Origin of the sequence: Serratia sp. OLAL2, assembly GCF_002752475.1 — a bacterium.
GTDB lineage: Bacteria > Pseudomonadota > Gammaproteobacteria > Enterobacterales > Enterobacteriaceae > Serratia > Serratia bockelmannii.
Genome location: NZ_MSTL01000016.1, coordinates 288,630 through 313,420, shown reverse-complemented (window position 1 = coordinate 313,420; position 24,791 = coordinate 288,630). Strand labels below are relative to the sequence as shown.

General features: G+C 62.1%; 23 protein-coding genes and 2 pseudogenes. 17 read left to right on the top strand and 8 right to left on the bottom strand.

Annotation, left to right across the window (positions count from 1 at the left end):
* Positions 1-6 precede the first annotated feature (6 nt).
* Complete coding sequence (locus BVU99_RS10335; RefSeq protein WP_099816617.1) at positions 7-408, bottom strand: putative T6SS immunity periplasmic lipoprotein; 402 nt, start codon at positions 406-408, stop codon at positions 7-9.
* A 101-nt stretch (positions 409-509) separates the two neighbouring features.
* On the opposite strand from BVU99_RS10335, the pseudogene BVU99_RS10330 reads away from it, so the two are divergent.
* Positions 510-587, top strand: a pseudogene (locus tag BVU99_RS10330) (transcriptional regulator); the annotation flags it as partial.
* Here the strand turns inward: BVU99_RS10330 and BVU99_RS10325 are convergent.
* Entirely contained in the window at positions 577-1,494 is a 918-nt protein-coding gene (locus tag BVU99_RS10325; RefSeq protein ID WP_099816616.1) for a LysR family transcriptional regulator, read from the bottom strand. The pseudogene BVU99_RS10330 and the gene BVU99_RS10325 overlap by 11 nt on opposite strands.
* A 168-nt stretch (positions 1,495-1,662) precedes the next feature.
* On the opposite strand from BVU99_RS10325, the gene BVU99_RS10320 reads away from it, so the two are divergent.
* The 7 genes from BVU99_RS10320 to BVU99_RS10290 all read left to right on the top strand — a co-directional run bounded on the left by BVU99_RS10320 (position 1,663) and on the right by BVU99_RS10290 (position 8,895).
* Positions 1,663-2,361: a CoA transferase subunit A gene (locus BVU99_RS10320; RefSeq protein ID WP_099816615.1), complete on the top strand. Its 699-nt coding sequence runs from the start codon at positions 1,663-1,665 to the stop codon at positions 2,359-2,361.
* A gap of 11 nt (positions 2,362-2,372) precedes the next feature.
* On the top strand, positions 2,373-3,026 hold the full coding sequence (locus BVU99_RS10315) for a CoA transferase subunit B (protein WP_016929227.1): 654 nt from the start codon (positions 2,373-2,375) through the stop codon (positions 3,024-3,026).
* Positions 3,027-3,040: 14 nt separating this feature from the next.
* Positions 3,041-4,225: an acetyl-CoA C-acetyltransferase gene (locus tag BVU99_RS10310; RefSeq protein WP_099816614.1), complete on the top strand. Its 1,185-nt coding sequence runs from the start codon at positions 3,041-3,043 to the stop codon at positions 4,223-4,225.
* An 18-nt stretch (positions 4,226-4,243) separates the two neighbouring features.
* Positions 4,244-5,167, top strand: a complete 924-nt coding sequence (locus BVU99_RS10305) for a 3-hydroxyacyl-CoA dehydrogenase family protein (protein ID WP_099816613.1) — start codon at positions 4,244-4,246, stop codon at positions 5,165-5,167.
* 42 nt (positions 5,168-5,209) lie between these two features.
* Positions 5,210-6,604 (top strand): GntP family permease, encoded by a 1,395-nt coding sequence (locus tag BVU99_RS10300; protein WP_197791184.1) that lies wholly within the window; start codon positions 5,210-5,212, stop codon positions 6,602-6,604.
* A gap of 12 nt (positions 6,605-6,616) precedes the next feature.
* Positions 6,617-7,387 (top strand): 3-hydroxybutyrate dehydrogenase, encoded by a 771-nt coding sequence (locus BVU99_RS10295; RefSeq protein WP_099816612.1) that lies wholly within the window; start codon positions 6,617-6,619, stop codon positions 7,385-7,387.
* 371 nt (positions 7,388-7,758) lie between these two features.
* A complete protein-coding gene (locus BVU99_RS10290) occupies positions 7,759-8,895 on the top strand; it encodes a porin (RefSeq protein ID WP_099816611.1) in 1,137 nt (378 codons plus the stop codon).
* Positions 8,896-8,929: 34 nt separating this feature from the next.
* Here BVU99_RS10290 and BVU99_RS10285 read toward each other — a convergent pair whose 3' ends face one another.
* Positions 8,930-9,751, bottom strand: coding sequence for a helix-turn-helix transcriptional regulator (locus BVU99_RS10285; protein WP_049204574.1), 822 nt, complete (start codon positions 9,749-9,751; stop codon positions 8,930-8,932).
* Positions 9,752-9,872: 121 nt separating this feature from the next.
* Between BVU99_RS10285 and BVU99_RS10280 the strand changes: the two genes are divergently transcribed.
* The 3 genes from BVU99_RS10280 to BVU99_RS10270 all read left to right on the top strand — a co-directional run bounded on the left by BVU99_RS10280 (position 9,873) and on the right by BVU99_RS10270 (position 12,289).
* Complete coding sequence (locus BVU99_RS10280) at positions 9,873-10,250, top strand: hypothetical protein (protein WP_025305158.1); 378 nt, start codon at positions 9,873-9,875, stop codon at positions 10,248-10,250.
* 10 nt (positions 10,251-10,260) lie between these two features.
* Positions 10,261-11,136: a helix-turn-helix domain-containing protein gene (locus BVU99_RS10275; RefSeq protein ID WP_099816610.1), complete on the top strand. Its 876-nt coding sequence runs from the start codon at positions 10,261-10,263 to the stop codon at positions 11,134-11,136.
* 232 nt (positions 11,137-11,368) lie between these two features.
* Positions 11,369-12,289: a L,D-transpeptidase family protein gene (locus tag BVU99_RS10270; RefSeq protein ID WP_025305160.1), complete on the top strand. Its 921-nt coding sequence runs from the start codon at positions 11,369-11,371 to the stop codon at positions 12,287-12,289.
* Between the two features lie 318 nt (positions 12,290-12,607).
* Here BVU99_RS10270 and BVU99_RS10260 read toward each other — a convergent pair whose 3' ends face one another.
* The gene (locus tag BVU99_RS10260; RefSeq protein WP_038630178.1) at positions 12,608-13,255 is read right to left on the bottom strand and encodes a hypothetical protein; all 648 of its coding nucleotides are present in this window, start codon (positions 13,253-13,255) and stop codon (positions 12,608-12,610) included.
* A 119-nt stretch (positions 13,256-13,374) separates the two neighbouring features.
* Between BVU99_RS10260 and BVU99_RS10255 the strand changes: the two are divergent.
* From BVU99_RS10255 to BVU99_RS10230, 6 genes and pseudogenes are all read left to right on the top strand, one after another.
* Positions 13,375-13,560, top strand: a pseudogene (locus BVU99_RS10255) (helix-turn-helix domain-containing protein); the annotation flags it as partial.
* Between the two features lie 244 nt (positions 13,561-13,804).
* Positions 13,805-14,212: a biopolymer transporter ExbD gene (locus tag BVU99_RS10250; RefSeq protein WP_049207797.1), complete on the top strand. Its 408-nt coding sequence runs from the start codon at positions 13,805-13,807 to the stop codon at positions 14,210-14,212.
* A 1-nt stretch (position 14,213) separates the two neighbouring features.
* Positions 14,214-14,960, top strand: a complete 747-nt coding sequence (locus BVU99_RS10245) for an energy transducer TonB (protein ID WP_033636946.1) — start codon at positions 14,214-14,216, stop codon at positions 14,958-14,960.
* A 39-nt stretch (positions 14,961-14,999) separates the two neighbouring features.
* The gene (locus BVU99_RS10240; RefSeq protein WP_049204587.1) at positions 15,000-17,243 is read left to right on the top strand and encodes a TonB-dependent receptor; all 2,244 of its coding nucleotides are present in this window, start codon (positions 15,000-15,002) and stop codon (positions 17,241-17,243) included.
* Positions 17,244-17,289: 46 nt separating this feature from the next.
* Positions 17,290-17,940, top strand: coding sequence for a MotA/TolQ/ExbB proton channel family protein (locus BVU99_RS10235; protein WP_099816609.1), 651 nt, complete (start codon positions 17,290-17,292; stop codon positions 17,938-17,940).
* A complete protein-coding gene (locus BVU99_RS10230; RefSeq protein WP_099816608.1) occupies positions 17,933-19,183 on the top strand; it encodes a phospholipase D-like domain-containing protein in 1,251 nt (416 codons plus the stop codon). The genes BVU99_RS10235 and BVU99_RS10230 overlap by 8 nt, the downstream gene beginning before the upstream one ends.
* Before the next feature lie 38 nt (positions 19,184-19,221).
* Here the strand turns inward: BVU99_RS10230 and BVU99_RS10225 are convergent, their stop codons facing one another.
* The 4 genes from BVU99_RS10225 to BVU99_RS10210 all read right to left on the bottom strand — a co-directional run bounded on the left by BVU99_RS10225 (position 19,222) and on the right by BVU99_RS10210 (position 24,696).
* Positions 19,222-20,331, bottom strand: a complete 1,110-nt coding sequence (locus tag BVU99_RS10225; RefSeq protein ID WP_099816607.1) for a P1 family peptidase — start codon at positions 20,329-20,331, stop codon at positions 19,222-19,224.
* A gap of 2 nt (positions 20,332-20,333) precedes the next feature.
* Positions 20,334-21,710: an APC family permease gene (locus tag BVU99_RS10220; protein WP_099816606.1), complete on the bottom strand. Its 1,377-nt coding sequence runs from the start codon at positions 21,708-21,710 to the stop codon at positions 20,334-20,336.
* A 126-nt stretch (positions 21,711-21,836) separates the two neighbouring features.
* Positions 21,837-23,345 (bottom strand): CoA-acylating methylmalonate-semialdehyde dehydrogenase, encoded by a 1,509-nt coding sequence (locus tag BVU99_RS10215; RefSeq protein ID WP_099816605.1) that lies wholly within the window; start codon positions 23,343-23,345, stop codon positions 21,837-21,839.
* A gap of 10 nt (positions 23,346-23,355) precedes the next feature.
* Positions 23,356-24,696 (bottom strand): aspartate aminotransferase family protein, encoded by a 1,341-nt coding sequence (locus BVU99_RS10210; RefSeq protein ID WP_099816604.1) that lies wholly within the window; start codon positions 24,694-24,696, stop codon positions 23,356-23,358.
* Positions 24,697-24,791: the final 95 nt, after the last annotated feature.

Here is a 24,791-nt window from a genome sequence, read left to right as displayed (position 1 = left end):
GTCTCCTTACTGTAGCTGTATTTCTCCCTTGGGATTAATTCTTAAGTTGAATTCTTTCATGTATTTACGCCTTTCCGTGTCGTTATTCATCGAGATGCCGAGCAAGACTGAGTATTCTCCCGCTGCCCAGTTTACTTGCGGATAGGTGACGCATTGCCCTGGTTTCAGGTCAGGCAACGGAGTGATTTCTGGTGAGGTCCAGACGATATGCCATTGCTGTTGTTCCTGTCGTGAGACGATCACTCCCCGGTTTTGCAGTTTGTCGCCGCTGCGAACGCTGTTGATAGGCACGGCAAAGCAAGGTTGATTGTCTTTGAGCGAGACATCCAACGGATGGTACCAGGGCTGAGTGGATTGACAGCCGTTCAGTAGCAGTACGCACAGTAAAGAGAGATAAGGTCTTGTCATAGCAAGGTGTTCCGGTTCTTTGGATTGTGCAGGAAAGCTCGCAATACCCATTCATAACGTTTTTTGATGTCTGGCCCAATAATGCCGCTGTAGTTGGTGGCTACGTGGAAGCGATGGGCGGCACGCTGCGCCTGGACGTTGAGCTGCCGGGCGGCAAGCACGTCGGGTTTACGGTTTAAGCGCAGGCTGCCCGCCACTCCCCGCCATTTCCCGTTCGATCACCGTCGCCAGCGCCTGCGCAGCGGAAGAGAGTTGGTGCTGTGCCAGGCGGATCAGGCCCACGCGCCGTTCGATGATCGGGCCGATCAGCGGCACGCAGACCGCCCCCAGCTCATCCATCTGTTTCTCGCACAGCGCCGGCACCGCGCTGGCGCCGAGGCCGTTGGCCACCATGCGCCCGACCGTCACCAACTGGTGGCTTTCAAACGCCACCTCCAGCGTTCGCCCGCTGCGGGCCAGCTCCTGCTCCAGCAGCAGCCGCACCGCCGATGGCCGCTGCAGGGTGATGAAATCCAGCGTCAGCAGCTCCTTCCAGCTCACCTGCGCCTTGCGCGCCAGCGACGAATCCTTCGGCACCACCGCCAGAAAGCGATCGCGGCACAGCGGGGTAAAGTGCAGGGTGTCGCTCGGCTCCGGCTCGAAGGCGATGCCCATCTCTACCCGCCCTTCGCGGATCATTTCAAACACCTGCTCGTTGATGACGTCGTGCACCGCCACGTTGATGCCGGCATAGCGATCGCGAAACGCCTTGAGGATCGGCGGCAGCGGGTTGCCGGCGAACGACGGCATGGCGGCGATCGCCACCTTGCCCATCTGCAGGGTGAAGCGCTGACGCATCGCCTCTTCCGCGTTGTCCCAATCCGCCAGCAGCTGGCGCGCCATCGGGAAGAAGGTTTCCCCCTCCGGCGTCAGCGTCACCCGGCGGGTGGTGCGCAGCAGCAGCGGCCCGCCCAGCGCGTCTTCCAGCCCACGGATCGCCAGGCTGAGCGCCGGCTGAGAAATATTCAGCCGCTCGCTGGCCTGGGCGAAATTCAGAGTGTGAGCTACCGCTAAAAACGCGCGTAACTGTTTGATGCTCATTTTCATTTTGGTTGGCGTTAACTCTTTGTTAATTGTCGGTTAACGAGTGATTAATAAAAATTCTAAATGAATGCGGCATAAAAACAAAATTAACAAATCATTTTTGTGACCTGAAGATGCCCTCACGCAAGGCAGGGCATTTCGCCCTGCGCCGCAACATGCAGGGGCAACGATATGGCAGGGCTCGACAAACGCGTCGGCAGCTACCAGGAAGCGCTGGCAGGCCTGACGGACAACATGACGGTGCTGGCGGGCGGCTTTGGCCTGTGCGGCATCCCGGAGAATCTGATCGAAGAGATCCGCCGGCGCGGCGTGCGCGGGTTGACGGTGGTTTCCAACAACTGCGGCGTCGACGGGTTCGGCCTCGGGCGGCTGCTGGAAACCCATCAGATCCGCAAGGTGGTGGGATCTTACGTCGGTGAAAACGCGCTGTTCGAGCAGCAGGCGCTCAGCGGCGAGCTGGAGGTGGATCTCACGCCGCAGGGCACGCTGGCGGAGAAGATCCGCGCCGGCGGCGCCGGTATCCCGGCGTTCTTCACCGCCACCGGTTACGGCACGCCGATCGCCGCAGGCAAAGAGGTACGCGAGTTCAACGGCCGCCCCTACATCATGGAAACCGCTATCACCGGCGATTTCGCCATCGTGAAAGGCTGGAAGGCCGATCACTTCGGCAACGTCATCTACCGCCACACCGCGCAGAACTTCAATCCGCTGATGGCGACCGCCGGGCGCATCACGGTGGTGGAAGTGGAAGAGATCGTGGCGCCGGGCGAGCTGGATCCGGCGGCGATCCACACCCCAGGCATCTATGTCGATCGGCTGATCCAGGGCACCTTCGAGAAGCGTATCGAACAACGCACCCTGCGGGCATAAGGAGAATTCGCATGCTTACCCGTGAACAAATGGCGCAGCGCGTGGCGCAAGAGCTGAGGGACGGTTACTACGTCAACCTGGGCATCGGCATTCCGACGCTGGTGGCCAACTACGTGCCGGCGGGCATGGACGTGATGCTGCAGTCGGAAAACGGCCTGCTGGGGATGGGCGAGTTCCCGACCGAGCAGCAGCTGGACGCCGACATGATCAACGCCGGCAAGCAGACGGTCACCGCGCGCCTCGGCGCGTCGATCTTCGATTCGGCGCAGTCGTTCGCCATGATCCGCGGCGGCCACGTCGATCTGACCGTGCTGGGGGCGTTTGAAGTGGACGTCGAGGGCAACATCGCCTCGTGGATGATCCCCGGCAAGATGGTCAAGGGCATGGGCGGCGCGATGGATCTGGTGGCGGGGGCGGAGAACATCATCGTGGTGATGACCCACGCCTCGAAGGGCGGCGAGTCCAAGCTGCTGCCGCGCTGCACGCTGCCGCTGACCGGCGCCCGCTGCATCCGCAAAGTATTGACCGATCTGGCCTATCTGGAAATAGAAGACGGCGCCTTCGTGCTGCGCGAGCGCGCGCCCGGCGTCAGCGTGGCGGAGATTGTCGCCAAAACCGCCGGCCGGCTGATCGTGCCAGAGCAAGTGCCGGAAATGCGTTTCTGAAACGGGAGGTGAATGTGCAACAACGTGAAGTGGTGATCGTGGGGGCGACGCGCACGCCGGTCGGCAGTTTTCACGGCGCGCTGGCGCCGCTGACGGCGGTGGAACTGGGCACGGCGGCGGTGCAGGGGCTGCTGACGCAAAGCGGCGTGCCGCCGCAGCAGATCGATGAAGTGATCCTCGGCCAGGTGCTGACCGCTGGCTGCGGGCAGAATCCGGCGCGCCAGACCGCGCTGAACGCCGGACTGCCGTTTACGACGCCGGCGCTGACCATCAACAAAGTGTGCGGCTCCGGTTTGAAGGCGGTGCATCTGGCGGTGCAGGCGATCCGCAGCGGTGACGCCGATGCGGTGATCGCCGGCGGCCAGGAGAGCATGAGCCGGTCGCCTTACCTGATGACTGGCGCGCGCGCCGGCCTGCGCCTCGGTCACGCGCAGATGATGGACAGCGTGATCCACGATGGCCTGTGGGACGCGTTCAACGACTACCACATGGGCATCACCGCCGAGAACCTGGCGGAGAAATACGCCATCAGCAGAGAAGAACAAGACAGGTTCGCCCTGCGCTCGCAGCAGAAGGCGCAGGCGGCGCAGCAGGCCGGGCGTTTCGCGCAGGAGATCACGCCGGTGACGGTGCCGCAGCCGAAGGGCGAAGCGCTGCGGGTAGAGCGCGACGAACAGCCGCGCGACACCAGCCTGGAAGCGCTGGCGCGGCTGCGCCCGGCGTTTCGCAAGGAGGGCACGGTGACCGCCGGCAACGCCTCGTCGCTCAACGACGGCGCCGCCGTGGTGTTGCTGATGAGCGCGGAAAAAGCCGCTGCGCTGCGCTTGCCGGTGCTGGCGCGCATCGCCGGTTACGCGTCGTCGGGCGTCGATCCGGCGATCATGGGCATCGGCCCGGCGCCGGCCGCGCGCCGCTGCCTGGAGAAAGCCGGCTGGCGGCTGGAGGACGTCGATCTGATCGAAGCCAACGAAGCCTTCGCCGCGCAGGCGCTGGCGGTGGGCAAAGAACTGGGCTGGGAGGCGGAGCGGGTGAACGTCAACGGCGGAGCGATCGCGCTGGGGCATCCGATCGGCGCGTCCGGCTGCCGCATTTTGGTGTCGCTGCTGTACGAAATGCAGCGCCGCGAGGTGAACAAGGGGCTGGCGATGCTGTGCATCGGCGGCGGGCAGGGCGTGGCGCTGGCGGTAGAGCGCCCGTAAACAACCGAGGAAGGCACGATGCAGTCATCTGACTATGCGGTACTGGGCGCCGGGCTGATGGGGGTGGGTATCGCCACCCACTTTATCCGCCACGGCCATGAGGTGCTGCTGTATGACCCGGATCCGCAGCGCCTGGCGGAAGCGCCGGCGGTAGCGAGCGGCATTCTGGCCGAGCTGAGCGACGTCGGGCAGTTTGATCGCGGTGAGCGCGACGCGGCGCTGGCGCGCCTGCGCGTGACCGGCGATCTGAATGGCGTGGCGCGCGCCCGGCTGCTTATCGAGGCGATCCCGGAACGGCTCGAGCTGAAGCACGCGCTGTATGAGCAACTGGAGAGGCTGATCGCCGACGACGCGGTGATTGCCAGCAACACCAGCGGCCTGCCGCCGGACGAGCTGGCGGCGCGCATGACCCATCCGCAGCGGCTGCTGATCGCCCACTTTTGGCACCCGCCGCACCTGATCCCGCTGGTGGAGATCGTGCCCGGCCGCGCCACCGATCCGCGCCATCTGGCGGCGGTGCAGGCGCTGCTCGGCGGGATGGCGCTGGAGGCGGTGCTGCTGGAACGCGCCGCGCCGGGGTTTGTCGGCAACCGGCTGCAGTTTGCGGTGCTGCGCGAGGCGCTGCACATCGTCCACAGCGGCATCGCCAGCGCTGAAGTGGTGGATCAGGTGATGCGCGCCTCGCTGGGGCGGCGCTACGCCATGGTCGGCCCGCTGGAGGCCGCCGACATGACCGGGCTGGCGACGGTGGCGGACATTGCCCGCCACCTGTTCCTGGAACTGGCGACCGGCGACGAGATGATGGCGCTGGTGGAACAGCGGCTGCGGCGCGGCGATACCGGCCAGCGCAGCGGCCGGGGATTTTATCTTTGGGATGAAGCGCGCAGGGAACGCATTCAACGGCGACGGGCGCATCAGCTGCGCTTTGCGCTGAAACCGTAATTTCGCACGCCGTACCTGACAATAACAACGATAGCGAGGTGCCTGATGAGCGTTTTGATTGCCCTGGCAGCACTGGGATTACTGATGCTGGCCGCCTACCGCGGCTACAGCGTGATTTTGTTCGCCCCGATCGCCGCGCTGGGCGCGGTGCTGTTGACCGATCCCGGCGCGGTGGCGCCGACCTTCACCGGGCTGTTTATGGAAAAGATGGTCGGCTTCGTGAAGCTCTACTTCCCGGTGTTCCTGCTGGGGGCGGTGTTCGGCAAGCTGATCGAGCTGTCCGGCTTTTCCCGTTCGATCGTCGCGGCGGCGATCCGCATTCTCGGCCGACGCCACGCCATTCCGGTGATCGTGCTGGTGTGCGCGCTGCTGACCTACGGCGGGGTGTCGCTGTTCGTGGTGGCGTTCGCGGTCTATCCGTTCGCCGCCGAGCTGTTCCGCCAGAGCGGCATCCCCAAGCGGCTGATCCCGGCCACCGTAGCGCTCGGCGCCTTCTCCTTCACCATGGACGCCTTGCCCGGCACGCCGCAGATCCAAAACATCATCCCGACCAGTTTCTTCGGCACCAATGCCTGGGCTGCGCCCTGGCTGGGGCTGATCGGCTCGCTGTTCATCATCGCGGTCGGTCTGCTGTATCTTGAACGCCAGCGGCGCAAGGCGCAGCTGAAGGGGGAGGGTTACGGTACCGATCTGCTGAACGAGCCGGAAACCCCGGACGACATCAACCTGCCGAACCCGCTGATCGCCATCCTGCCGTTGATTTTGGTCGGGGTATTCAACCTTGGCTTCACCCATTGGATCCCGCAGTGGTACGGCGCCAGCCACGACCTGACGCTGCCGGGGCTGGCCAAGCCGATCACCACCGATGTGGCGAAGATCACCGCCATCTGGGCGGTGGAAGCGGCGCTGGTGTCGGGTATTCTGCTGGTGGTGGTGTTCGGCTTTCGCAATATTCGCGGCCGGCTGGCGGAAGGCAGCAAGACGGCGGTCGGCGGTGCAATTCTGGCGGCGATGAACACCGCCTCCGAATACGGCTTCGGCGCGGTGATCGCCGCGCTGCCGGGCTTTTTGGTGCTGTCGCAGGCGCTGTCGGCAATCCCCAACCCGCTGCTGAACGAAGCGATCAGCGTCACCCTGCTGGCCGGCATCACCGGTTCGGCCTCCGGCGGCATGAGCATCGCGCTGGCGGCGATGTCCGACAGCTTTATCGCCGCCGCCCATGCGGCACACATTCCGCTGGAGGTGCTGCATCGGGTGGCCTCGATGGCCAGCGGCGGCATGGACACCTTGCCGCACAACGGCGCGGTGATCACCCTGCTGGCGATCACCGGCCTTAGCCACCGGCAGGCCTATGGCGGTATCTTCGCCATCACCCTGATCAAGAGCGCCGCGGTGCTGTTCGTGATCGGCGTGTTCTACCTGACCGGCATTGTTTAAAGGAGCGATACCATGAGTGTACAAGGCAAAACCGCGCTGGTGACCGGCTCGACCAGCGGCATCGGCCTCGGGATAGCATCCGTGCTGGCCGCCGCCGGCGCGCGCGTGATCCTCAACGGCTTCGGCGACGTGGAGCAGGCGCAAATGCAGGTCGCGCGGCTGGGCGCCGCGCCGGGATATCACGGCGCCGATCTCGGCGATGCGGGCCAGATAGCGGACATGATGCAGTATGCCGAACGCGAGTTCGGCGGCGTGGACATTCTGGTGAACAACGCCGGCATTCAGCACGTGGCGCCGTTGGATCAGTTCCCGGTGGAGAAATGGAACGCCATTCTCGCCATCAACCTGTCGGCGGTGTTCCATACCTGCCGATTGGCGCTGCCGGGGATGCGCGAGCGCAACTGGGGGCGCATCATCAACGTGGCGTCGGTGCACGGGCTGGTGGCGTCGAAAGACAAGTCGGCCTATGTGGCGGCCAAGCACGGCGTGGTGGGGCTGACCAAGACGCTGGCGCTGGAGACCGCGCGCACGCCCGTCACCTGCAACGCCATCTGCCCCGGCTGGGTGCTGACGCCGCTGGTGCAGCAGCAGATCGACAAACGCATTGCCGCCGGGACCGATCCGCAGCAGGCGCGCGATGAGCTGTTGGCGGAGAAGCAGCCTTCGCAAGCGTTCGTCACGCCTGAGCAGCTCGGCGAGCTGGCGCTGTTCCTGTGCAGTGATGCGGCGGCGCAGGTGCGCGGCGCTGCCTGGAACATGGACGGCGGCTGGCTGGCGCAGTAGTGAATTCTCTCTCCCGGAGCGCGCAACGCGCTCCGTCGTTATTTCCCGCCTTTAGTTAATTCCCCTGCGTGACGGTTTACCTGCGGCAATAATATTTATTTGTTATTTGCTATCTTTATTCCCGGATAATCACGCCGGGTTATTTTGGATAAAAGATGCGGATTGGTTTATTTCGTGCTGCGGTTATTACATTGTTTTTCTCTGCGTTACAGATGAACACGTTTATGCTGAAAATAAAGCCAACCTGGAATAATGGCAGGTTATGACGTGAATTTTTATATCTTGCGTGCGCTGTTTACATCGGGTAATTATTTCCGCGTGGCTTAAGACCACCGTGTTTATAACAATAATTTTTTCGGGCAGGGGTAATAATGAGAAAAAATACAACGCCAATATTCATTGGCGGCGTCTTGCTGTCGGCGTTATCCGCCGGCGCACAGGCCGAGATCACCATTCTGGATAAAAACCCGCAGAGTAATGTGTTGCTGGCGCCGCTCAGTTTAAAGGTGGGCGGCAGCATTCGCCCCGAGTGGATCTTCAATAACGGCCCGGAGCCGGGCTATGACAAAAACGGCCACGACGGCGGCACGCGTTTTCGCTTCAGCGGCGACTATGCGCTGACGCAGGACACCTCGATCATCGGCTATTACGAGTGGGGCGTGGATCTTGCGCACGCGCTCAGCTGGGACGGGCACTATAACGAAGACGGCAAGCGCGACTATCAGCGCCAGCTGTACGCCGGTTTCAAGGGCGATCGTTACGGTACCCTGACCTACGGCCATCAATACGGCATCTATTATTCGGTGGTCGGCATCAAAAGCGACGTCTGGGATAACGATGGCCATGCGGGCGGCACCGGCATCGGTATTTCCGGCGACTACGACGGCGGCAATAAACCGAAAAACAGCATCAAGTACACCAATGATTTCGGGCCGGTGACGCTGTACGCCAACTATTTATTGCCGGAAGACGATCTGCACACTGCGGATAACCTGATTTACCGCCGCAAGGGCGGAGGTGGGTTGGGCTTCGATTACAAGGTGACGAAAGACTTCACCTTCAGCGCGGCCTACAGTTATACCGATGCGAAGATCAAAGACAATCTGTACAGCGAAAAGGATTATCACCAGCAGCTGTCCGGCACCGCGTTGACCTGGCAGCCGAACAACTGGTACATCGTTGGCACCGCCAGCTATTACAAAGACTATGTGCCGAGCACCCGCCAGCGCACACTGTCGCACTTCTTCGCCGGTGACGGCTACGGGCTGGAAGGTTTTGTCGGTTACACCTTCAATATCGACAAGCCGTTCCTCAAATCGATCCAGCCTTACGTGGCGGCGGACTCGCTGCGGCTGAAGGGTGACGAGGCGTATCACGCCAACCACGTTTACCTTGGCGCGGGCACCACCATTGGTTACGGTCTGTCGGTGTATGTGGAGCGCACGCTGGCCAACAGCAGCGACAACGAGCCGGACTCCACCTGGATTACGGTGTTCTACGACTTCTGATCCGCCTCTTGCCAGGCCGGCATACGCCGGCCGTTCACATGCTGATCGCGCCGCCCAGGGGTTGCCCGGAGGCGTTGCGCTCCGCCAGATAACGCGCCGGCGGTTTGCCCACCGCCTTTCTGAACATGGTGACGAAGCCGCTGGCGCTTTCATAGCCCAGATCCAACGCTACCGTCTGTACGCTCTCGCCCTGCGTCAAGCGCTGCAGCGCCAGCATCACGTGCAGCTGGCGCCGCCAGTGGCCGAAGCTCATGCCCATCTGCTGTTGCAAGGTGCGGCTGAGGGAGCGCTCGCTCATGCCGATGCGCTGCGCCCACTGCCCGAGGGTGGATTTGTCCGCCGGGCAGCTCAGCATGCCTTCGGTCAACTGCCGGATGCGCGCGTCGTCTGATACTGGCAGGTGCAGATTCTCGATCGGCGCGGCCACCAGCTGATCCAGCAGTACCGCCGTCAGGCGCCCTTCGGCGCCCTGTTCGTCGTAGAGCGGCTCGAAGGTGGTGGCCTGCAGCAGCAGTTCGCGCAGCAGCGGCGAGACCGACAGCGTGCAGCAGCTTTGCGGCAAGCCTGCGACGACGTGTTGATCGACGAACAGGCAGTAAGCTTCCGTTGAGCCGGCGCCTTGGGCGTTGTGCAACACGTTGCCCGGCATCCACAGCGCGCACTGCGGTGGCACCAGCCACAGGCCGTTTTCCACTTCGCAGCGGATCATGCCGCGCACGGTATAGATCAGCTGCGCCTTTTGATGACGGTGCGGCTCGACTTCCCAGTCCTGTTCGATAGTGGAACTCTGTACGGCGAACAGCGGGCGCGGCACCTGATCGATATCGAGATTGCGGCGAGGGATCTGTACTTTCATGAGAACAATTCTCAATTTGGCGGAATTGAAAAGTATTATGTCCTGATTGCGCAATGTGGTCTAGCGTCGGTGCCGATAAAGTAAACGCCAGTCCTAAAACCCTTTCGCGAGGAAACTGATTATGTCACTCGATACCGCCACTTTTCCGCTGGTGTGGATGCGCCGAAACGGGCGCGATACCCAGGCCGAGCTTGCTGAATTCAGCACGCTGTTGGCGCGCGCCGAACCCTTTGTCTTGATGACCGACCGCAGCGTCGGCGATGAAGGTGAAGAGCACGATCGCGATGCCCGCACCCAGGTGGCGCTGTGGAAACGCGATAACCGCGAGGCGCTGAAGCAGTGGGTGAAAGGCATGATCATGCTGGAGCCGGATGACGCCAAACGCGCGGCGGCGGAAGAATTCGCCGAATACGGCGCCAAATTCTGGGGTTATCCGATACTGGTGGCCACCGATGAAGCCACAGGCCGGATGCTGGCGCAGACATTACTGAGCAAATAAGGGGAATACCATGCACCAGCAACAGGTGATTGAACAGCTGCTGGCCTGGATCGAACAGAGCCTGGATCAGCCGCTGACGCTGGACGACATTGCCGCCAAGTCCGGCTACTCCAAGTGGCATTTACAGCGGATATTCAAGCAGCATACCGGCCATATTCTCGGCACTTACGCGCGCCGCAGAAGGCTGACCGCCGCCGCGCGCGAACTGCGCCTGACCGGCACCAGCGTGGCCTGCATCGCCGATACTTACCAGTTCGATTCACAGCAGACCTTCACCCGCTGCTTCCGCAAGCAATTCGGTTTGCCGCCGGCCAGCTATCGCCGCAGCCAGGATTGGTCGAGCTATGGCCTGCAGCCGCCGCTGCGGCTGACCGAAGCGCCGTTGCCGCAGGCCGACATCGTGACGCTGCCCGCCATGCAGCTGGTGGGCAACACCCAGCGCCGCAGCTTCACGCTGGGGCAGTTGGCGGACTCCAAGTGCGAGCTGCGCCGCCATGCCTGGCGGCAACTGCTGCGGCCGCAGGCGCTGCCGGAGGTGGTGTACGGCCTCACCAGCCTGGAGGTCGACAGGCAACGCCGGGGCTACCCGCGTATGGCGTATACCGCCGCTTTGCCGGACGAAGGGGCGATGGGGGAGCGGGTGACTATCGAACAGGGAGAGTATGCCCGTTTCACCTATCAGGGGCAGGCGGAAGGGTTACAAAACTTTATTGTCCGATTGTATGACACTGCCATGCCGCAGATGAACGCCATCCGCCGGCCGGGGCAGGATATCGAGCGTTTCTATCCGGCGCAGGAGGGCTGTTGCCCGCTCGGCGGCGCGGCGATCCGCTGTGAATATCTGATCCCCATTCGGCGGGGGGAAGCGTTGGCCGCCGCCAGTTAGGCGGCGGTTCTCGCAAAAAATCGCCTTCGTGGCGCGTCAGGTTACAAAAAATTGCGATATTACATCGGTAATGGTTCACACTTTGATTGATGTGCACATATAATGCGCATCCGGTCAAACCCCCCTGGCTTTTCAGGCCGCAGCGCCGTTGGCTGTCGGCTGAAATTCAACGGGGTAAAGTGGCCGTAGAAACCGATATCCCTAATCGCCAGTGGCCTTGACCAACACGAAGATGAAAATGAGCATTCGCGCGTTATTAACCCTGTTTACGGCACTGGTTGCTTTCAGCCAGGCTGCCTTCGCCGTCGTTTACCCGTTGCCGCCAAAAGACAGCCGTTTGGTGGGCGAGAATATCCAAATCACCGTACCGGAAGACAGCAAACTGCCGCTGGAGAGCTTCGCCGCCCAGTATCAGATGGGGCTGAGCAACATGCTGGAGGCCAACCCGGGCGTGGATCCGTTCCTGCCGAAGGCCGGCAGCACCCTGACCATCCCGCAACAGCTGATCCTGCCGGACGCGCCGCGTGAAGGCATCATCATCAACAGCGCAGAGATGCGTCTGTACTACTACCCGAAAGGTTCCAACACCGTGGTGGTGCTGCCGATCGGTATCGGCCAGTTGGGTAAAGACACCCCACTGAACTGGACCACCACCGTGCAGCGCAAGAAAGACGGCCCGACCTGGACACCGACCGCCAAAATGCGCGCCGAATACGCGGCTGACGGCGAAATCCTGCCTGCGGTGTTCCCGGCCGGCCCGGACAACCCGATGGGGCTGTATGCGCTGTATGTTGGCCGCCTGTATGCCATCCACGGCACCAACGCCAACTTCGGCATCGGCCTGCGCGTGAGCCACGGCTGCGTGCGTCTGCGTGCTGACGACATCAAGTACCTGTTCGAAAACGTGCCGGTCGGCACCCGCGTGCAGTTCATCAACGAACCGATGAAGGCCACCGTCGAACCGGACGGCTCGCGCTACGTGGAAGTGCACAACCCGCTGTCGGCCAACGAAGAGCAGCTGCAATCGAAAGATCCGGTGCCGCTGACCATTTCCGCGCCAGTCGGCAAAGTGCTGATGGACGCCGGTGTTAACCAGAGCGAAGTGGACGCGGCGATCAAGGCCCGTTCCGGTATGCCGGTGAAAGTGAACTGAAAGCCTTCCGGCCTCAGTGAAAATGCCAAGAAGACGCCTGCGGGCGTCTTTTTTTATGCAGTTTTGATAGGGACTCAATTGAGCGTAGGCGCAGTTTGTAGAACGCTCTACGCTTGCTCTAAACGCCATCATGGAACTTCATGGCTATATAGTAGATGAAGTAGGCCAGAACAAACCCAATGCAAGAAAAAATCGCATAAACAATATGATATGAAGAGTCGGAGAGCAGCGTGAAATAGGCGATGCATAGCAAGGTCATGGTGATGACGGCATAGCTAATCCCTATGATGACTCTTGATATGAGCACTGAAAAAACCTTCATTTCGACACCTTTTCAAAAAATAGCTCGGTAATGCGGTCAAACTCGCCTCTGTTTTTTCGCCAAATCTCTATCGCTTGTTCAAATGGCTTTGTTTTGGGTTCTACCAGAAAATATAAGAGATCCAAATTTCCCGCACGCCTTAAGTTATCGTAAATTTCAGGGTTTCGCTGTCGTAACTGGCGTGAGGTATGGATTGCTCTTGAGTTCATAGCTCCGAGGGTCAGCAGTGACGTTAGGGCATAACCTGTTGCGAGGCGAATAACCACCCGTTCGGAAAGCACCGCCCCTAAGTTAACCATCAGAACCTGATTGCTTACAAACCTGCCTGCAATTTTCCCGGATCCTTTTTCAACCCATCTTTTGACTTTATCTACATCGACTTTTTTCAGATATTCGTCAACGACAAGTTTAACGATTTTGGTCAGTGAGTGTTGGTTAGCAAGTCCAGCTTTAATGAGGCGAAGCATTCTTTCTGTGTCATATCGATTTATAGAGCGGTTATCTGTATTGATAAAATCATATGCCAGGTATCCTATATCGACGGGAAAGGAGATAGCCCCTTCGATAAAACCGCCAAAGAAATTACTTTTTGAATTTACAGCGTTCGCCATCTCTTGGGCGATTTCCTTCGCACCTTTTGCCATGACTCAATTCCCTTTTGCTTATCGTCCGGTGACAGTCTACTCAACAGAACTGCCTTTCTCTATACGGAAACTACTTATTCGATTTGCTGAATTGTATCGTAATCGTAGGGGGCGTTGGATTGCAGCCCCAGGAGATCAAAGCGTTGCGCGAGCAGCTATGTTTAAGCCAACCGGTTTTTGCCCGTTATCTGAATACCAGCGTGTCGACCATACAGAAATGGGAGACGGGGGTGAAGCGGCCGGGCGGCGTGTCGCTTAAGCTGCTTTCGATCGTACGCAAGCACGGGCTTGAGGTCCTGTTGTAGTGACCGTTTGGGCTGTCACTATTCTCACATTATCCTCTCTGGCTTTGGCTCTCTGAAATGCCCGAATCGCAATTATTCCAATAAAAACTATCGCTAATTAATAAGTTATATCTTCTCCGTTATCGCCTGCCATTGAAAAAATTCTCGCAAAAAAACCACACTGTGAAAATAAGATCACACAAGCGTAACAAAAGGTAAACATACCCCTCCTATATTGGCTGCTTCGCTTTTGGGAGGGAGTGTCATGCGTAACTGGAACGAACCGAAAAAGAACAAAGCGCACATCGAACTGATCCCGATGATCGACGTGATGATGTTTTTATTGGTGTTTTTCGTCTTGATTAGCCTGAACGTCATTCCGGCGCTCGGGCTGAAAACGCAGCTGCCGTCCGCCGGCAGTGCGCAGCAGCTGAAACCGCAGAAGAAAGCGATTATCACGCTGGGGGCCGACGAACAGCTGCAGCTGGATGGCCAGCCGATCGCGCTCGGCGCGTTGGTCACTACGCTCAAGCAACAGCAGCAGGCCAACCAGACCACCACCATCATCGTCAACAGCGACAAGGGTGTGGCGGTCGAGCGGCTGGTGGCGGTCATGGACAACCTGCGCCAGGGCGGTTTCTTCTCCGTCTCCATCGCGACACGGAAGCTGTGACATGTATCTGCTCTATCGCTCACGTCATCTTTTCAGCTGGCTGCCGGCGCTGATTGTCGCCGGTTGCCTGCTGTTCGCCAGCCAGCAGGCGGCGCTGAAGATCCAGCCGCGCTACGACGAAACTGCCATCGAACTGGCGCTGGTGGAGCCTGAACCGGCGCCTGAACCTCAACCGGAAACGCCGCCGGAACCTCAGCCCGAACCGCCGCCGCCCGAGCCGGAGCCGATCCCCGAACCGGTGGTGCCGGCGCCGGAACCGATCGTGGAAGCCAAGCCGGTGCCGAAACCGCAGCCGAAGCCAAAGCCCAAGCCGGTAAAAGAGAAAGCCAAACCGGTAGAGAAACCTAAACCGACGCCGGCGCCCGCCGCGCCGCGCGCGCTGGTCAGCAAACCGGCGGCGCAGCCCGCACCGGCCGCCCCCGCGGCGCCGAAGGTGAACGCGCAGGCGATTGAAAACGGCTATCTGCTGGCCTTGCGCCGCGAGCTGGAACAGCGCAAGCGCTACCCAAGCGGGCGTCAGGCCTCACTCGAGCGCCCGCAGGGCAACGTCGAAGTGTGGCTGGAGGTCGATCGCAGTGGGCGGGTGCTCTCTTCCGGCATCGCCAACAAAGCCGCCAGCATGCTGCTGAACCGCGCGGCGATGAGCAGCCTGCAAAGCATCAGTTCAGTGAAGCCGTTCCCGAGCGAGGCGTTCGCCGGGCAAACAACCAAAAGATTTACCGCAACGTTCAATTATCAGGCGCCTTAGCGCAAGGGTTAATCGTTTGATTTTTATGGGATGCACACAATGAAATCGTTTAATCGTTCTGGGATCTATCTGGCGGTGATGTCGGCGATGCTGCCGGGCGCCGCGCTGGCGGCCGACGCCACCGATGTCGGCACCATCAGCGTCAAGGGGCAGTCGCTCGGCGGCGGCATGATGGTGCAGGATGACAGCGCCAAGGCGCGTTCTACCGTCACCAAAGAGGCGATGGACAAAATGCCGTCGGCGGCCAACGCCATCGACAAGCTGAAATACACGCCGGGCCTGAACGTCAACAGCAACGATGCCAGCGGCCTGAGTGGCGTGGACTACACCATGCGCGGCATGAACTCGGATCAGATCGGCCTGTCGATGGACGGCATTCCGATCAACGACTCCGGCAACTACGCGGTATACCCGAACCTGCTGGGCGATGCGGAAAACCTGGAGGAGGTGTTCGTCACCCAAGGGTCTTCCGAAGCGGACGGCCCGCACATCGGCTCCAGCGGCGGCAACATCGGCCTGGTGACGCGCCGCCCGGCGAAAGACTTCGGCGGTTTCGTCAAGCAAACGCTGGGCAGCAACAGCCTGAGCAAAACCTTTGCCCGCCTGGAGACCGGCGAGTACAACGGCTTCAGTAACTGGCTCTCTTATTCGCACACCGAGGCGAAGAAGTGGCGCGGCGAGGGGCGACTGTATTCCGACAAGTTCGAGATGAACTCGCTGTACGAAGACGGCAACGGCAACAGCAGCAACCTGGTGATGAAGTACAACCGCCAGAACAACACCAACTACAACACTCTGAGCAAGGCGCAGTTCCAAAACGACGGCCGTGACACCGACTACGTCACCACACCGGAGTACAACAGCAAAGGGCAGTTGAACAAGTACTACAAGATTGAACGCAACCCGTTCGAAACCTTCACGCTGTCGTTCACCCAGAAGCTGCAGCTGCGCGATAACCTGTCGCTGACTCTGCAACCGTATTACTACTGGGGCAACGGCGGCAGCTTCAACGGCCAGACGGCCTCGGTGCTGTCCAGCACGTCGGACAAGGCCGGGCAGTATGACCTCAGCAACCTGCAGTCCAACACCTATTACCGCCCGTCGTGGACCCAAACCTGGCGGCCGGGCATCACCACCAAGCTGAAGTGGGACATCAACGATCAGCACAGCCTGGACATCGGTTACTGGTACGAGCGCGCGCGCCAGCTGCAGACCCAACCGTTCATCAGCATCAAAGATGATGGCAATCCGGCGCAAATCTCGGGCAAACCGGGCGGATCCGATCAGGTGAAGGACGCCAACGGCAATACGGTGCAGGGGCGCAACCAGTACACCATCACCCCGGCGCAGAAGGTGTGGCTGCAGGACACCTGGTTCGCCACGCCGGACTGGACCTTCGTCGGCGGCCTGGCCTATCAGTACGTGGAGCGCAAAGGGGACAACCGCGGCAGCCTGTACAACGTGCCGGAGAAGCGCAAAGCCACCTATCACGAATTCCTGCCGAACTTCAGCGCCAGCTATAAGGTGAACCAGGAAAACCAGGTGTTCTACAACCTGACGCGCAACATGCGCACGCCGCCAAACTACGTGCTGTACAACGTCGGCGACTCGCTCAGCACCAAGCCGGAACTCAGCTGGAACCACGAACTGGGCTGGCGTTTCCAGCAAGAGGACATGCTGCTGAGCGCCACGCTGTTCTACATGCGCTACAGCGATCGCCAGATCTCCACCACCAACTCGGCCGGCGATTACGAGATGATGAACATCGGCAATGTGGAGAACAAAGGGCTGGAGCTGGAGTGGAGCGGCCAACTGCCGCATAACTTCAACTACTACACCTCATATACCTATACCCAATCGAAGCAGAAGAGCGACATCGTCAGCAACGGCGGGCAGCCGCTGCCGACCTCCGGCAAAGAAGTGCCGAACGTGCCGAAAAACCTGCTGAACATGACGTTGGGTTATGACGACGGGCTGTATTACGGCAGCGTCAGCGGCAAGTACGTCAGTGCCTTCTACGGCGATCTGACCAACGACGAGAAGATCGGCGGCCGCACGGTGTTCGATCTGGCGGCGGGGGTGCATCTGCCCGTGGACAAGAAAATCGTCAAAAGCGCCGCGCTGCGCTTTGGCATCAGCAACCTGTTTGACAAGGAATACCTGACCTCGGTGCGCACCACCACCTTCAACGCGGCGCCGTACGGCGGCGTGAAGGCCAGCACGCCGTATTACAACGTCGGCGAAGAACGCACCTTCAGCGTCTCGCTGGAAGCCACCTTTTAACTGAATACCCCGCCGCCTGCCCGGCGGCGGGGAAGAGGAGCCCTGTATGGACGCCAATCTGTTGCACGACATTATTTTCTACGTGATGTACGCCGCGCTGGCGATCGCGCTGGTGATCATCATCGAACGCACGCTGTACTTCGCCTATACCCAACGCCAGGCGCGCCGGCTGGAGCAGGCGCTGACGCCGGACGTGCGCCGCGCCGCCGATCTACCGGACGAGCTGACCCAGCGCAACAGCTTGCCGATGGCGGTGATCGCGCCGGTATTGGCGCAGAAGCACCGCGCCGGCGATCGTGAAACGATCGGCGATCAGATCGACGCCCAGTACCTGCTGAGCAAGCCGCCGATGGCGCGCGGCCTGTGGCTGCTGGAAACCGTGGTCACCGCCGCGCCGCTGCTGGGGTTGCTCGGCACGGTGATGGGGATCATCGAAACCTTCAAGGCGCTGGCCGCCTCGGGGGTGTCCGAGCCGAGCCTGGTGTCGGCCGGGATGGGCACCGCGCTGTACGCCACTGGCCTCGGCATCGCCATCGCGCTGCTGTGCCTGGTGGCCAACAACTTCCTGCAGAGCCGCATGGAGCGCATCAACGAGCTGCTGAAGGTGCTGCTGATCCGCGCCGGTCAGCCGACCAGCCGCCCGGAGAACGGCAGCGGCGAACAATGGGTTGACAGCGGAGCGCCGCGCTATGCCTAATGGCCATCCAGTACGGCGGCCGCTCGGCCGCCTTTATGCGGCATTGTGGAGCGGTTGTTTGTTGATGTTGAGCCAGAGCGCTGCGGCGCGTTTTGCGATTCCCGGCTATGAGCTGGTGTACACCGCGCCGGTGGAAACCGCGCTGCAGGCCGACGACCTGCGCAACACCGCCGAGGTGTGGCGCGAGATGTTCGACGCGGCGAAAACCCGCATCGACCTGGGGCAGTTTTACGTGGCGAATCAGGACGGTTCGCTGCTGGACGGCGTGCTGCAGCACCTGAAGGCGGCCGGTGAGCGCGGGGTGAAAATCCGCTTTTTGGTGGAAGAGAAGGGCATTCGCATTTCTACCGCCGAAACGCTGGAACAGCTGAAGACGATCCCCAATCTGGAGCTGCGCATCATTCCTTACCAGAAGCTGAGCGGCGGCATCCTGCACGCCAAATATCTGCTGGTGGACGGCGGGCAGGCGTTTGTCGGCAGCCAGAATTTCGACTGGCGCGCGTTGGAGCATATTCACGAAACCGGGCTGCGCATCAGCGATGCTAAAGTGGTGGGGCAGATCCAGGCGATCTTCGAACAGGACTGGCGGGCGCAGGCGCTGTTGGCGCAGGATAAGCCGGTGCCGGCGTTGCCCGATTCGCCGCCGACGGCGCAGCCGCAGGGCAACTATCTGGTGGCCAGCCCGCGCGCCTACAACCCGGCGGGCGTGCTCGATTCGCAGGCCGAGCTGCCGCGTCTGCTGGCCGACGCCAAACGGCGGGTGCGGGTGCAGGTGATGGACTACGCGCCGCTGTCGTTTGGCCCGGAGCGCAGTCGCCCCTTCTACGCGGTCATCGACAACGCGCTGCGCAGCGCGGCGGCGCGCGGCGTGCAGATCGAGCTGATGGTGGCCAACTGGAACACCAAAAAGCCGGATATCGCCTGGCTGAAGAGCCTGGCGCTGGTGCCGAACGTGCAGATCAAGGTGGTGACCATTCCGCCGGCCAGCAGCGGCTTCATTCCGTTTGCCCGCGTGATCCACAGCAAGCTGATGACCATCGATGATGAGATCGCCTGGGTGGGCACCAGCAACTGGACCGGCGGCTATCTGGACAACTCGCGCAATCTGGAGCTGGTGATGTACAGCGCGGCGATGAGCGGGCGGTTGGACCAGCTGTACCAACAGCTGTGGAACAGCGTCTACGCCGAACCGTTGCGGCTGGATTACGACTACCCGACGCCCAAACCGGGCGGTGGATCCTGATAATCAGGGCGCGGTTAACCTCCGCGCCCTGTGTTTTTTTACCGCCGCCAGCCGGCTTTCTCCAGCGCCGTCACCAGCTGTTCGGCGCTTAACCCTTCCGCCCGGTGGCCGTTACCGCTAACGGTATTGGCCGCCAGCAGCGCATTGACGATCGCCTCTTCCACCGCTTCCGCCGCCGCGGCGAACAGCGCCGAAATGTAGTCGTTGTTCACCATGCGCAGCGGTGTGGTGAAATCGCCTTTATTGGCGTAGTCGGCGGGCGGCAGGCCGTCGTTGCCGGTGGCGAAGGCGATAAAGATATCGCCGCTCGAATCCTCGGTGCCCCCGCCGGTGCGGGCGATGCCGATGCTGGCGCGCTGCGCCAGCCGCGCGCACTGGTGCGGCAGCAGCGGCGCGTCGGTCGCCAGCGCCACCACGATGGAGCCCATGCCGGGATGCGGCAACTGCGGCGTGAACGGCGAGGGGAGATGCCCCAGATGCCGGCCCACCGGGTAACCGCCGACCAGCAGCGACTCGCGCTTGCCGTGGTTGGCCTGTACGATGGCGCCCACCGTCCAGCCGCCTTGATCGGCAGGCAAGCGGCGCGAGGCGGTGCCGCTGCCGCCTTTGAATTCATGGCAGATCATGCCGCTGCCGCCGCCGACCGCGCCTTCCTTCGGCAAGCCGCCCTGGGCCGCCTGCTGCGCCTCGCGCACGTGCTCGGCCTTGACGTGAAAGCCGTTGATGTCGTTGAGCAGGCCATCGAAGGTTTCCATCACCACCGGCATATTCCAATACACCGCGTTGTCGCCTGCGGGCAGCGCTTCACGCTCCAGCGCGATCAGCGCATCGCGCACCACGCCCACGCTGTGGGTGTTGGTGAAGGCGATCGGGCTGGTCAGCAGGCCCGCTTCGCGCACCCATTCCAGGCCGGTGGCGTCGCCGTTGCCGTTCAGCACGTGCACGCCGGCGAAGCAGGGCGCGTGGCGGGCGGAGCCGGGGCGCGGTTCGATCACCGTCACGCCGGTGCGCACGCTGCGCCCGTCCGCCAAGTCGGCATGAATGCTGGCATGGCCGACGCGCACGCCGGGCACGTCGGTGATGGCGTTCAGCGGGCCGGGCGTGCCCTGGCCGATGATGATGCCCAGATCCTGAGCGCGCTGCGTCATGGTTATTCTCCTTCTATTGAGGGGGCGGCGAGGGGCGCCGTCTGGCGGCCGCGCAGATGGTTCAGCGCCAACCCGAAGCCGATGATGCCGGCAATGATAATAAAGTCTTTCAGGCTGCTGGCGATCAAAATCGTCCACAGCACGTACAGGCAGCACAGCAGCGCCACCACCACCGGCAGCGGCCACAGCGGCATCAGGTACGGGTGGTGGAAGTGGCGGCGACGGCGACTGATCAGCGCCGCCACCGCCATAATGATGTACACCAGCAGCAGCAGGATCACGGTGAACGAGGTCAGCGATTCGAGATCGGAGCAAAACGCCAGCAGCGCCGACGGCACGCCGAACAGCAGGGTGGCGATCCAGGGGGTGCCGAAACGCGGGTGGATGATTTTCAGCGCCCGGTTGAACGCCGGCAGCCAGAAGCCGTCACGTCCGCTGGCGAACATCATGCGGCTGAACTGCGCCACGATGGCGATAATGGCGTTGAACACCGACAGATAGATTGCGCCACTCACCACCCGCGCCAGCGTCGGGCCGCCGAGCTGGGTGACCACGTAGCCGACCGGATCGGCCTGTTTGGCCATCTCCGTCAGCGACGGCGAGCCGATCAGCAGGGCGGTGAACGGCACCAGTTCCACCAGCACCACGATGACCAGCGTCAGCATGATCGCGATCGCCATCGGCCTGCCCTGTTCGCGCATGTCTTCCGCCATGTACACCGCCGCGCCGTAGCCGTTGTAGGAGAACAGCGCGACCCCGACCATGGCGACGATCAGCGGCAGCGATACCGGCGCCAGGCTGCCCTGCGCGTCCAGCATCACCGGCGCGGTGAGGATCTCCGTACTCTGATGCGGGTGGCTGAAGCCGAGCCAGGCGATCAGCGCCAGCACCGCCACTTCCACCACCAGAAAGGCGCCGGTCAGCAGGGCGTTGGCCTTGATGTTGAAAATGGCGCAGATACCGCCGACCAGCACGGTGAGCATGCCGGCGGTCGAGGCGTCGAATTGGGTGCCCAGCGCGGTGTTCAGGTAAGGCACTGCGCCGGTGGCCAGCACCGCCGGCACGAACAGCGAGGCGCTGAGGATAAACAGGTAGGTCTGCAACCCGCACAGGGTGCCGAACAGGCGCTTGATGATGCTGTATTCGCCGCCGGCGCTGGGGTGTGCGGCGCCGAGCTCGGCATAGCACAACGCGATGGCGGCGGCGACGCAGGCGGCGATCAGAAACGACAGAAAGGCGCCGCTGCCGGCGTTGGCGATCGCCAGCGGCGCGATAACGAAGATCGAACTGGCCGGCGTCACGCCGGACGAGGTGATCATCACCACGTCGAGGACGCTGAGATTGCCTTTGAAGGTGTGTTCAGGGGCGGACTCTTTCATGGGATAACGACTCCATTAACGTGTGAGTGAGTTATTGTTTTGCTGCACAGGCTGTACGCAGGAATCAAATGGAGCGCGCTAAATGCCGGGGAGCGTTGCTCCCCGGAAGTTTATTGTTCTTATGTGTTACCCCTGCCCCGACGGGAAGCTGAAGCTGGCGCGGCGGGCATCGCCGGAGGCCGGCCAGCGCTGGGTCACGGTCTTGCGTTTGGTGTAGAACCTGACGGCGTCCGGGCCGTAGGCGTGCAGATCGCCAAACAGCGAGCGCTTCCAGCCGCCGAACGAGTGGTAGGCCACCGGCACAGGCAGCGCCACGTTGATCCCCACCATGCCGACCTGAATGCGGCTGGAAAAGTAGCGCGCCGCTTCGCCGTCGCGGGTGAACAGGCAGGTGCCGTTGCCGTATTCGTGGGCGTCGATCATGGCCATCGCCTCCGGCAGCGAGGCCGCGCGCACCACGCCGAGCACCGGGCCGAAGATCTCTTCCTGATAGATGCGCATGCCGGGCGTCACGCGATCGAACAGCGTCGGGCCGAGGAAATACCCCTGGCTGGGTCGGCCGTCGGCGCCGATCACGCTCAGTTCGCGGCCGTCCACCAGCAGCTCGGCGCCTTCGGCCACACCCTGATCGATATAGCCTTTTACCTTCTGATAATGCTGTTGGGTCACCAGCGGCCCCATGTCGTTGCGGTTGTCGCTGCCGGGGCCGACGCGCATGGCGGCCATCTGTTGCCGCAGCCCGGCGATCAGCGCGTCGGCGGTGCCGTCGCCCACCGCCACCACCAGCGGGATGGCCATACAACGCTGGCCGCAGGAGCCGAAGGCGGCACCCATCAGCGCGCCGACCGCGCCGGGGATATCGGCGTCCGGCAGCACCACCGCGTGGTTTTTGGCGCCGCCCAGCGCCTGCACCCGTTTGTTCTGGCCGCAGCCGGTGTGATAGATGTGCTCCGCCACCGGCGTCGAACCGACGAAGCTGATCGCTTTGACGCGCCCGTCATGCAGCAGCGTCTCCACCGCTTCACGATCGCCGTTGACCACGTTGAGCACCCCCGGTGGCAGCCCGGCTTCCGCCGCCAGCCGGGCGATATACAGCGCGGCGGAAGGCACGCGCTCGGAAGGTTTCAGCACGAAGGTGTTGCCGCAGGCGACCGCCATTGGCCACATCCACAGCGGCACCATCGCCGGGAAGTTGAACGGGGTGATGCCCGCCACCACCCCCAGCGGCTGAAACTCGCTCCAGCTGTCGATGCCCGGGCCTGCCTCTTTGCTGTGTTCACCCTTCAGCAGTTCCGGCACATAGCTGGCGTATTCGATATTCTCAATGCCGCGCTGCAGTTCGCCCAGGGCGTCGCTGAGCACCTTGCCGTGCTCGGCGGTGATTAACTGGCAGATGGCGTCGGCGTGTTGCTCCAGCAGATCCTTGAGCTTCATCATGATGCGCGCGCGCTTCAGCGGAGGGGTATCGCGCCAGGCGGGATAAGCCTGTTCGGCGGCGGCGATGGCGCGCTCCACCGTGGCGCGGTCGGCCAACTGCACCTCCTGCGCCGATTGGCCGGTGGCCGGGTCGTAAACCGGCTGGCTGCGTTCGCCGCCGGCGGCGGGCTCGCCGTTGATCCAATGGGTGATGGTCATGGTTCTCTCCTTATTCGGTGGCGTTGAGGGCGTCGCCCACGGCGTTGATCAGCGCATCGATCTGCGCTTCGCTGCTGATGAACGGCGGTGCCAGCTGCAGGGTGTCGCCGCCGTAGCGCACGTAAAATCCGCTTTCCCAGCAGCGCATCGCCGCCTCGAAGGGGCGCCGCGCCGGCTCGCCGGGCCGCGCCGCCAGCGTGATGCCGGCCGCCAGGCCGATATTGCGAATGTCGGCGACGTGTTTGGCCCCCTGCAGGCTGTGCACCGCGCGCTCGAAGTAGGGCGCCAGCGCCTGTACGCGCTCCACCATCTGTTCGCGCTGCAGGATGTCCAGCGTCGCCAGCGCGACCGCGCAGCTGACCGGATGGGCGGAGTAGGTGTAGCCGTGCGGGAATTCGAGCTGGTAGTTCGGCTCGCCGCCGTTCATGAAGGTGTGGTAAATCTCCGGCCGTACCACCACCGCGCCCATCGGCTGCGCGCCGTTGGTCACCTGTTTGGCGATGTTCATGATGTCCGGCGTGACGCCGAACGCCTCGGCGCCGGTCATCGCGCCGCAGCGGCCGAAGGCGGTGATCACTTCGTCGAAGATCAGCAGGATGTCATGCTGGGTACAGATTTCGCGCAGGCGCTGCAAGTAGCCGACCGGCGGCACGATCACCCCGGCGGAGCCGGAGAACGGTTCGACGATCACCGCGGCGATCGTCGAGGCGTCGCGCAGCGCGATGATGCGGTTGAGCTCTTCCGCCAGCTCCGCCCCCTGTTGCGGCATGCCGCGCGAAAAGGCGTTGCCGGCCAGCAGGGTGTGCGGCAGGTGGTCCGCCTCGGCGCCGGCGCCGAACGTCTTGCGGTTGCCGGCGATGCCGCCGACCGAGATACCGCCGAAGTTAACGCCGTGATAGCCCTTCTCCCGGCCGATAAAGCAGGTTTTGCCCGCCTGGCCTTTGGCGCGCCAGTAAGCGCGCGCCATTTTCAGCGAGGTGTCCGCCGCTTCCGAGCCGGAGCCGGTGAAGAACACGTAATCCAGCCCCGCCGGCGTCAGCGCCTTGATTTTGTTGGCCAGCTCGAACGACAGCGGGTGGCCGAACTGAAACGCCGGCGAGTAATCCAGCGTCGCCAGCTGGCGCTGGGCGGCGTCGGTGATTTCCTGCTGGCCGTGCCCCAATCCGCAGCACCACAATCCGGACAGGCCGTCGAAAATCTTTCTGCCGTCGTGGCTGGTGTAATACGCCCCTGCGGCCTGAGTAATGATGCGCGGCTGCGCTTTAAAATTACGGTTGCCGGTAAAAGGCATCCAATGGGCCTCTAACCCTTCGGCATCGAGACGATTAAGCGAATAATTTTCAGCGGCCATGTTTTCCTCCGGGCAGGAAAATAAGTGCGATTAATTAAATAAAATGAGTTGTTAACGAATTGTTGTGCGAAATTGACTATGTACCGCTTGTTCTC

Bases quoted from the DNA above. Each gene is read 5' to 3' on its own strand.
- BVU99_RS10335 (WP_099816617.1), bottom strand. From the start codon at position 408: ATGACAAGACCTTATCTCTCTTTACTGTGCGTACTGCTACTGAACGGC.
- BVU99_RS10325 (WP_099816616.1), bottom strand. From the start codon at position 1,494: ATGAAAATGAGCATCAAACAGTTACGCGCGTTTTTAGCGGTAGCTCAC.
- BVU99_RS10320 (WP_099816615.1), top strand. From the start codon at position 1,663: ATGGCAGGGCTCGACAAACGCGTCGGCAGCTACCAGGAAGCGCTGGCA.
- BVU99_RS10315 (WP_016929227.1), top strand. From the start codon at position 2,373: ATGCTTACCCGTGAACAAATGGCGCAGCGCGTGGCGCAAGAGCTGAGG.
- BVU99_RS10305 (WP_099816613.1), top strand. From the start codon at position 4,244: ATGCAGTCATCTGACTATGCGGTACTGGGCGCCGGGCTGATGGGGGTG.
- BVU99_RS10295 (WP_099816612.1), top strand. From the start codon at position 6,617: ATGAGTGTACAAGGCAAAACCGCGCTGGTGACCGGCTCGACCAGCGGC.
- BVU99_RS10290 (WP_099816611.1), top strand. From the start codon at position 7,759: ATGAGAAAAAATACAACGCCAATATTCATTGGCGGCGTCTTGCTGTCG.
- BVU99_RS10285 (WP_049204574.1), bottom strand. From the start codon at position 9,751: ATGAAAGTACAGATCCCTCGCCGCAATCTCGATATCGATCAGGTGCCG.
- BVU99_RS10280 (WP_025305158.1), top strand. From the start codon at position 9,873: ATGTCACTCGATACCGCCACTTTTCCGCTGGTGTGGATGCGCCGAAAC.
- BVU99_RS10275 (WP_099816610.1), top strand. From the start codon at position 10,261: ATGCACCAGCAACAGGTGATTGAACAGCTGCTGGCCTGGATCGAACAG.
- BVU99_RS10270 (WP_025305160.1), top strand. From the start codon at position 11,369: ATGAAAATGAGCATTCGCGCGTTATTAACCCTGTTTACGGCACTGGTT.
- BVU99_RS10260 (WP_038630178.1), bottom strand. From the start codon at position 13,255: ATGGCAAAAGGTGCGAAGGAAATCGCCCAAGAGATGGCGAACGCTGTA.
- BVU99_RS10250 (WP_049207797.1), top strand. From the start codon at position 13,805: ATGCGTAACTGGAACGAACCGAAAAAGAACAAAGCGCACATCGAACTG.
- BVU99_RS10245 (WP_033636946.1), top strand. From the start codon at position 14,214: ATGTATCTGCTCTATCGCTCACGTCATCTTTTCAGCTGGCTGCCGGCG.
- BVU99_RS10240 (WP_049204587.1), top strand. From the start codon at position 15,000: ATGAAATCGTTTAATCGTTCTGGGATCTATCTGGCGGTGATGTCGGCG.
- BVU99_RS10235 (WP_099816609.1), top strand. From the start codon at position 17,290: ATGGACGCCAATCTGTTGCACGACATTATTTTCTACGTGATGTACGCC.
- BVU99_RS10230 (WP_099816608.1), top strand. From the start codon at position 17,933: ATGCCTAATGGCCATCCAGTACGGCGGCCGCTCGGCCGCCTTTATGCG.
- BVU99_RS10225 (WP_099816607.1), bottom strand. From the start codon at position 20,331: ATGACGCAGCGCGCTCAGGATCTGGGCATCATCATCGGCCAGGGCACG.
- BVU99_RS10220 (WP_099816606.1), bottom strand. From the start codon at position 21,710: ATGAAAGAGTCCGCCCCTGAACACACCTTCAAAGGCAATCTCAGCGTC.
- BVU99_RS10215 (WP_099816605.1), bottom strand. From the start codon at position 23,345: ATGACCATCACCCATTGGATCAACGGCGAGCCCGCCGCCGGCGGCGAA.
- BVU99_RS10210 (WP_099816604.1), bottom strand. From the start codon at position 24,696: ATGGCCGCTGAAAATTATTCGCTTAATCGTCTCGATGCCGAAGGGTTA.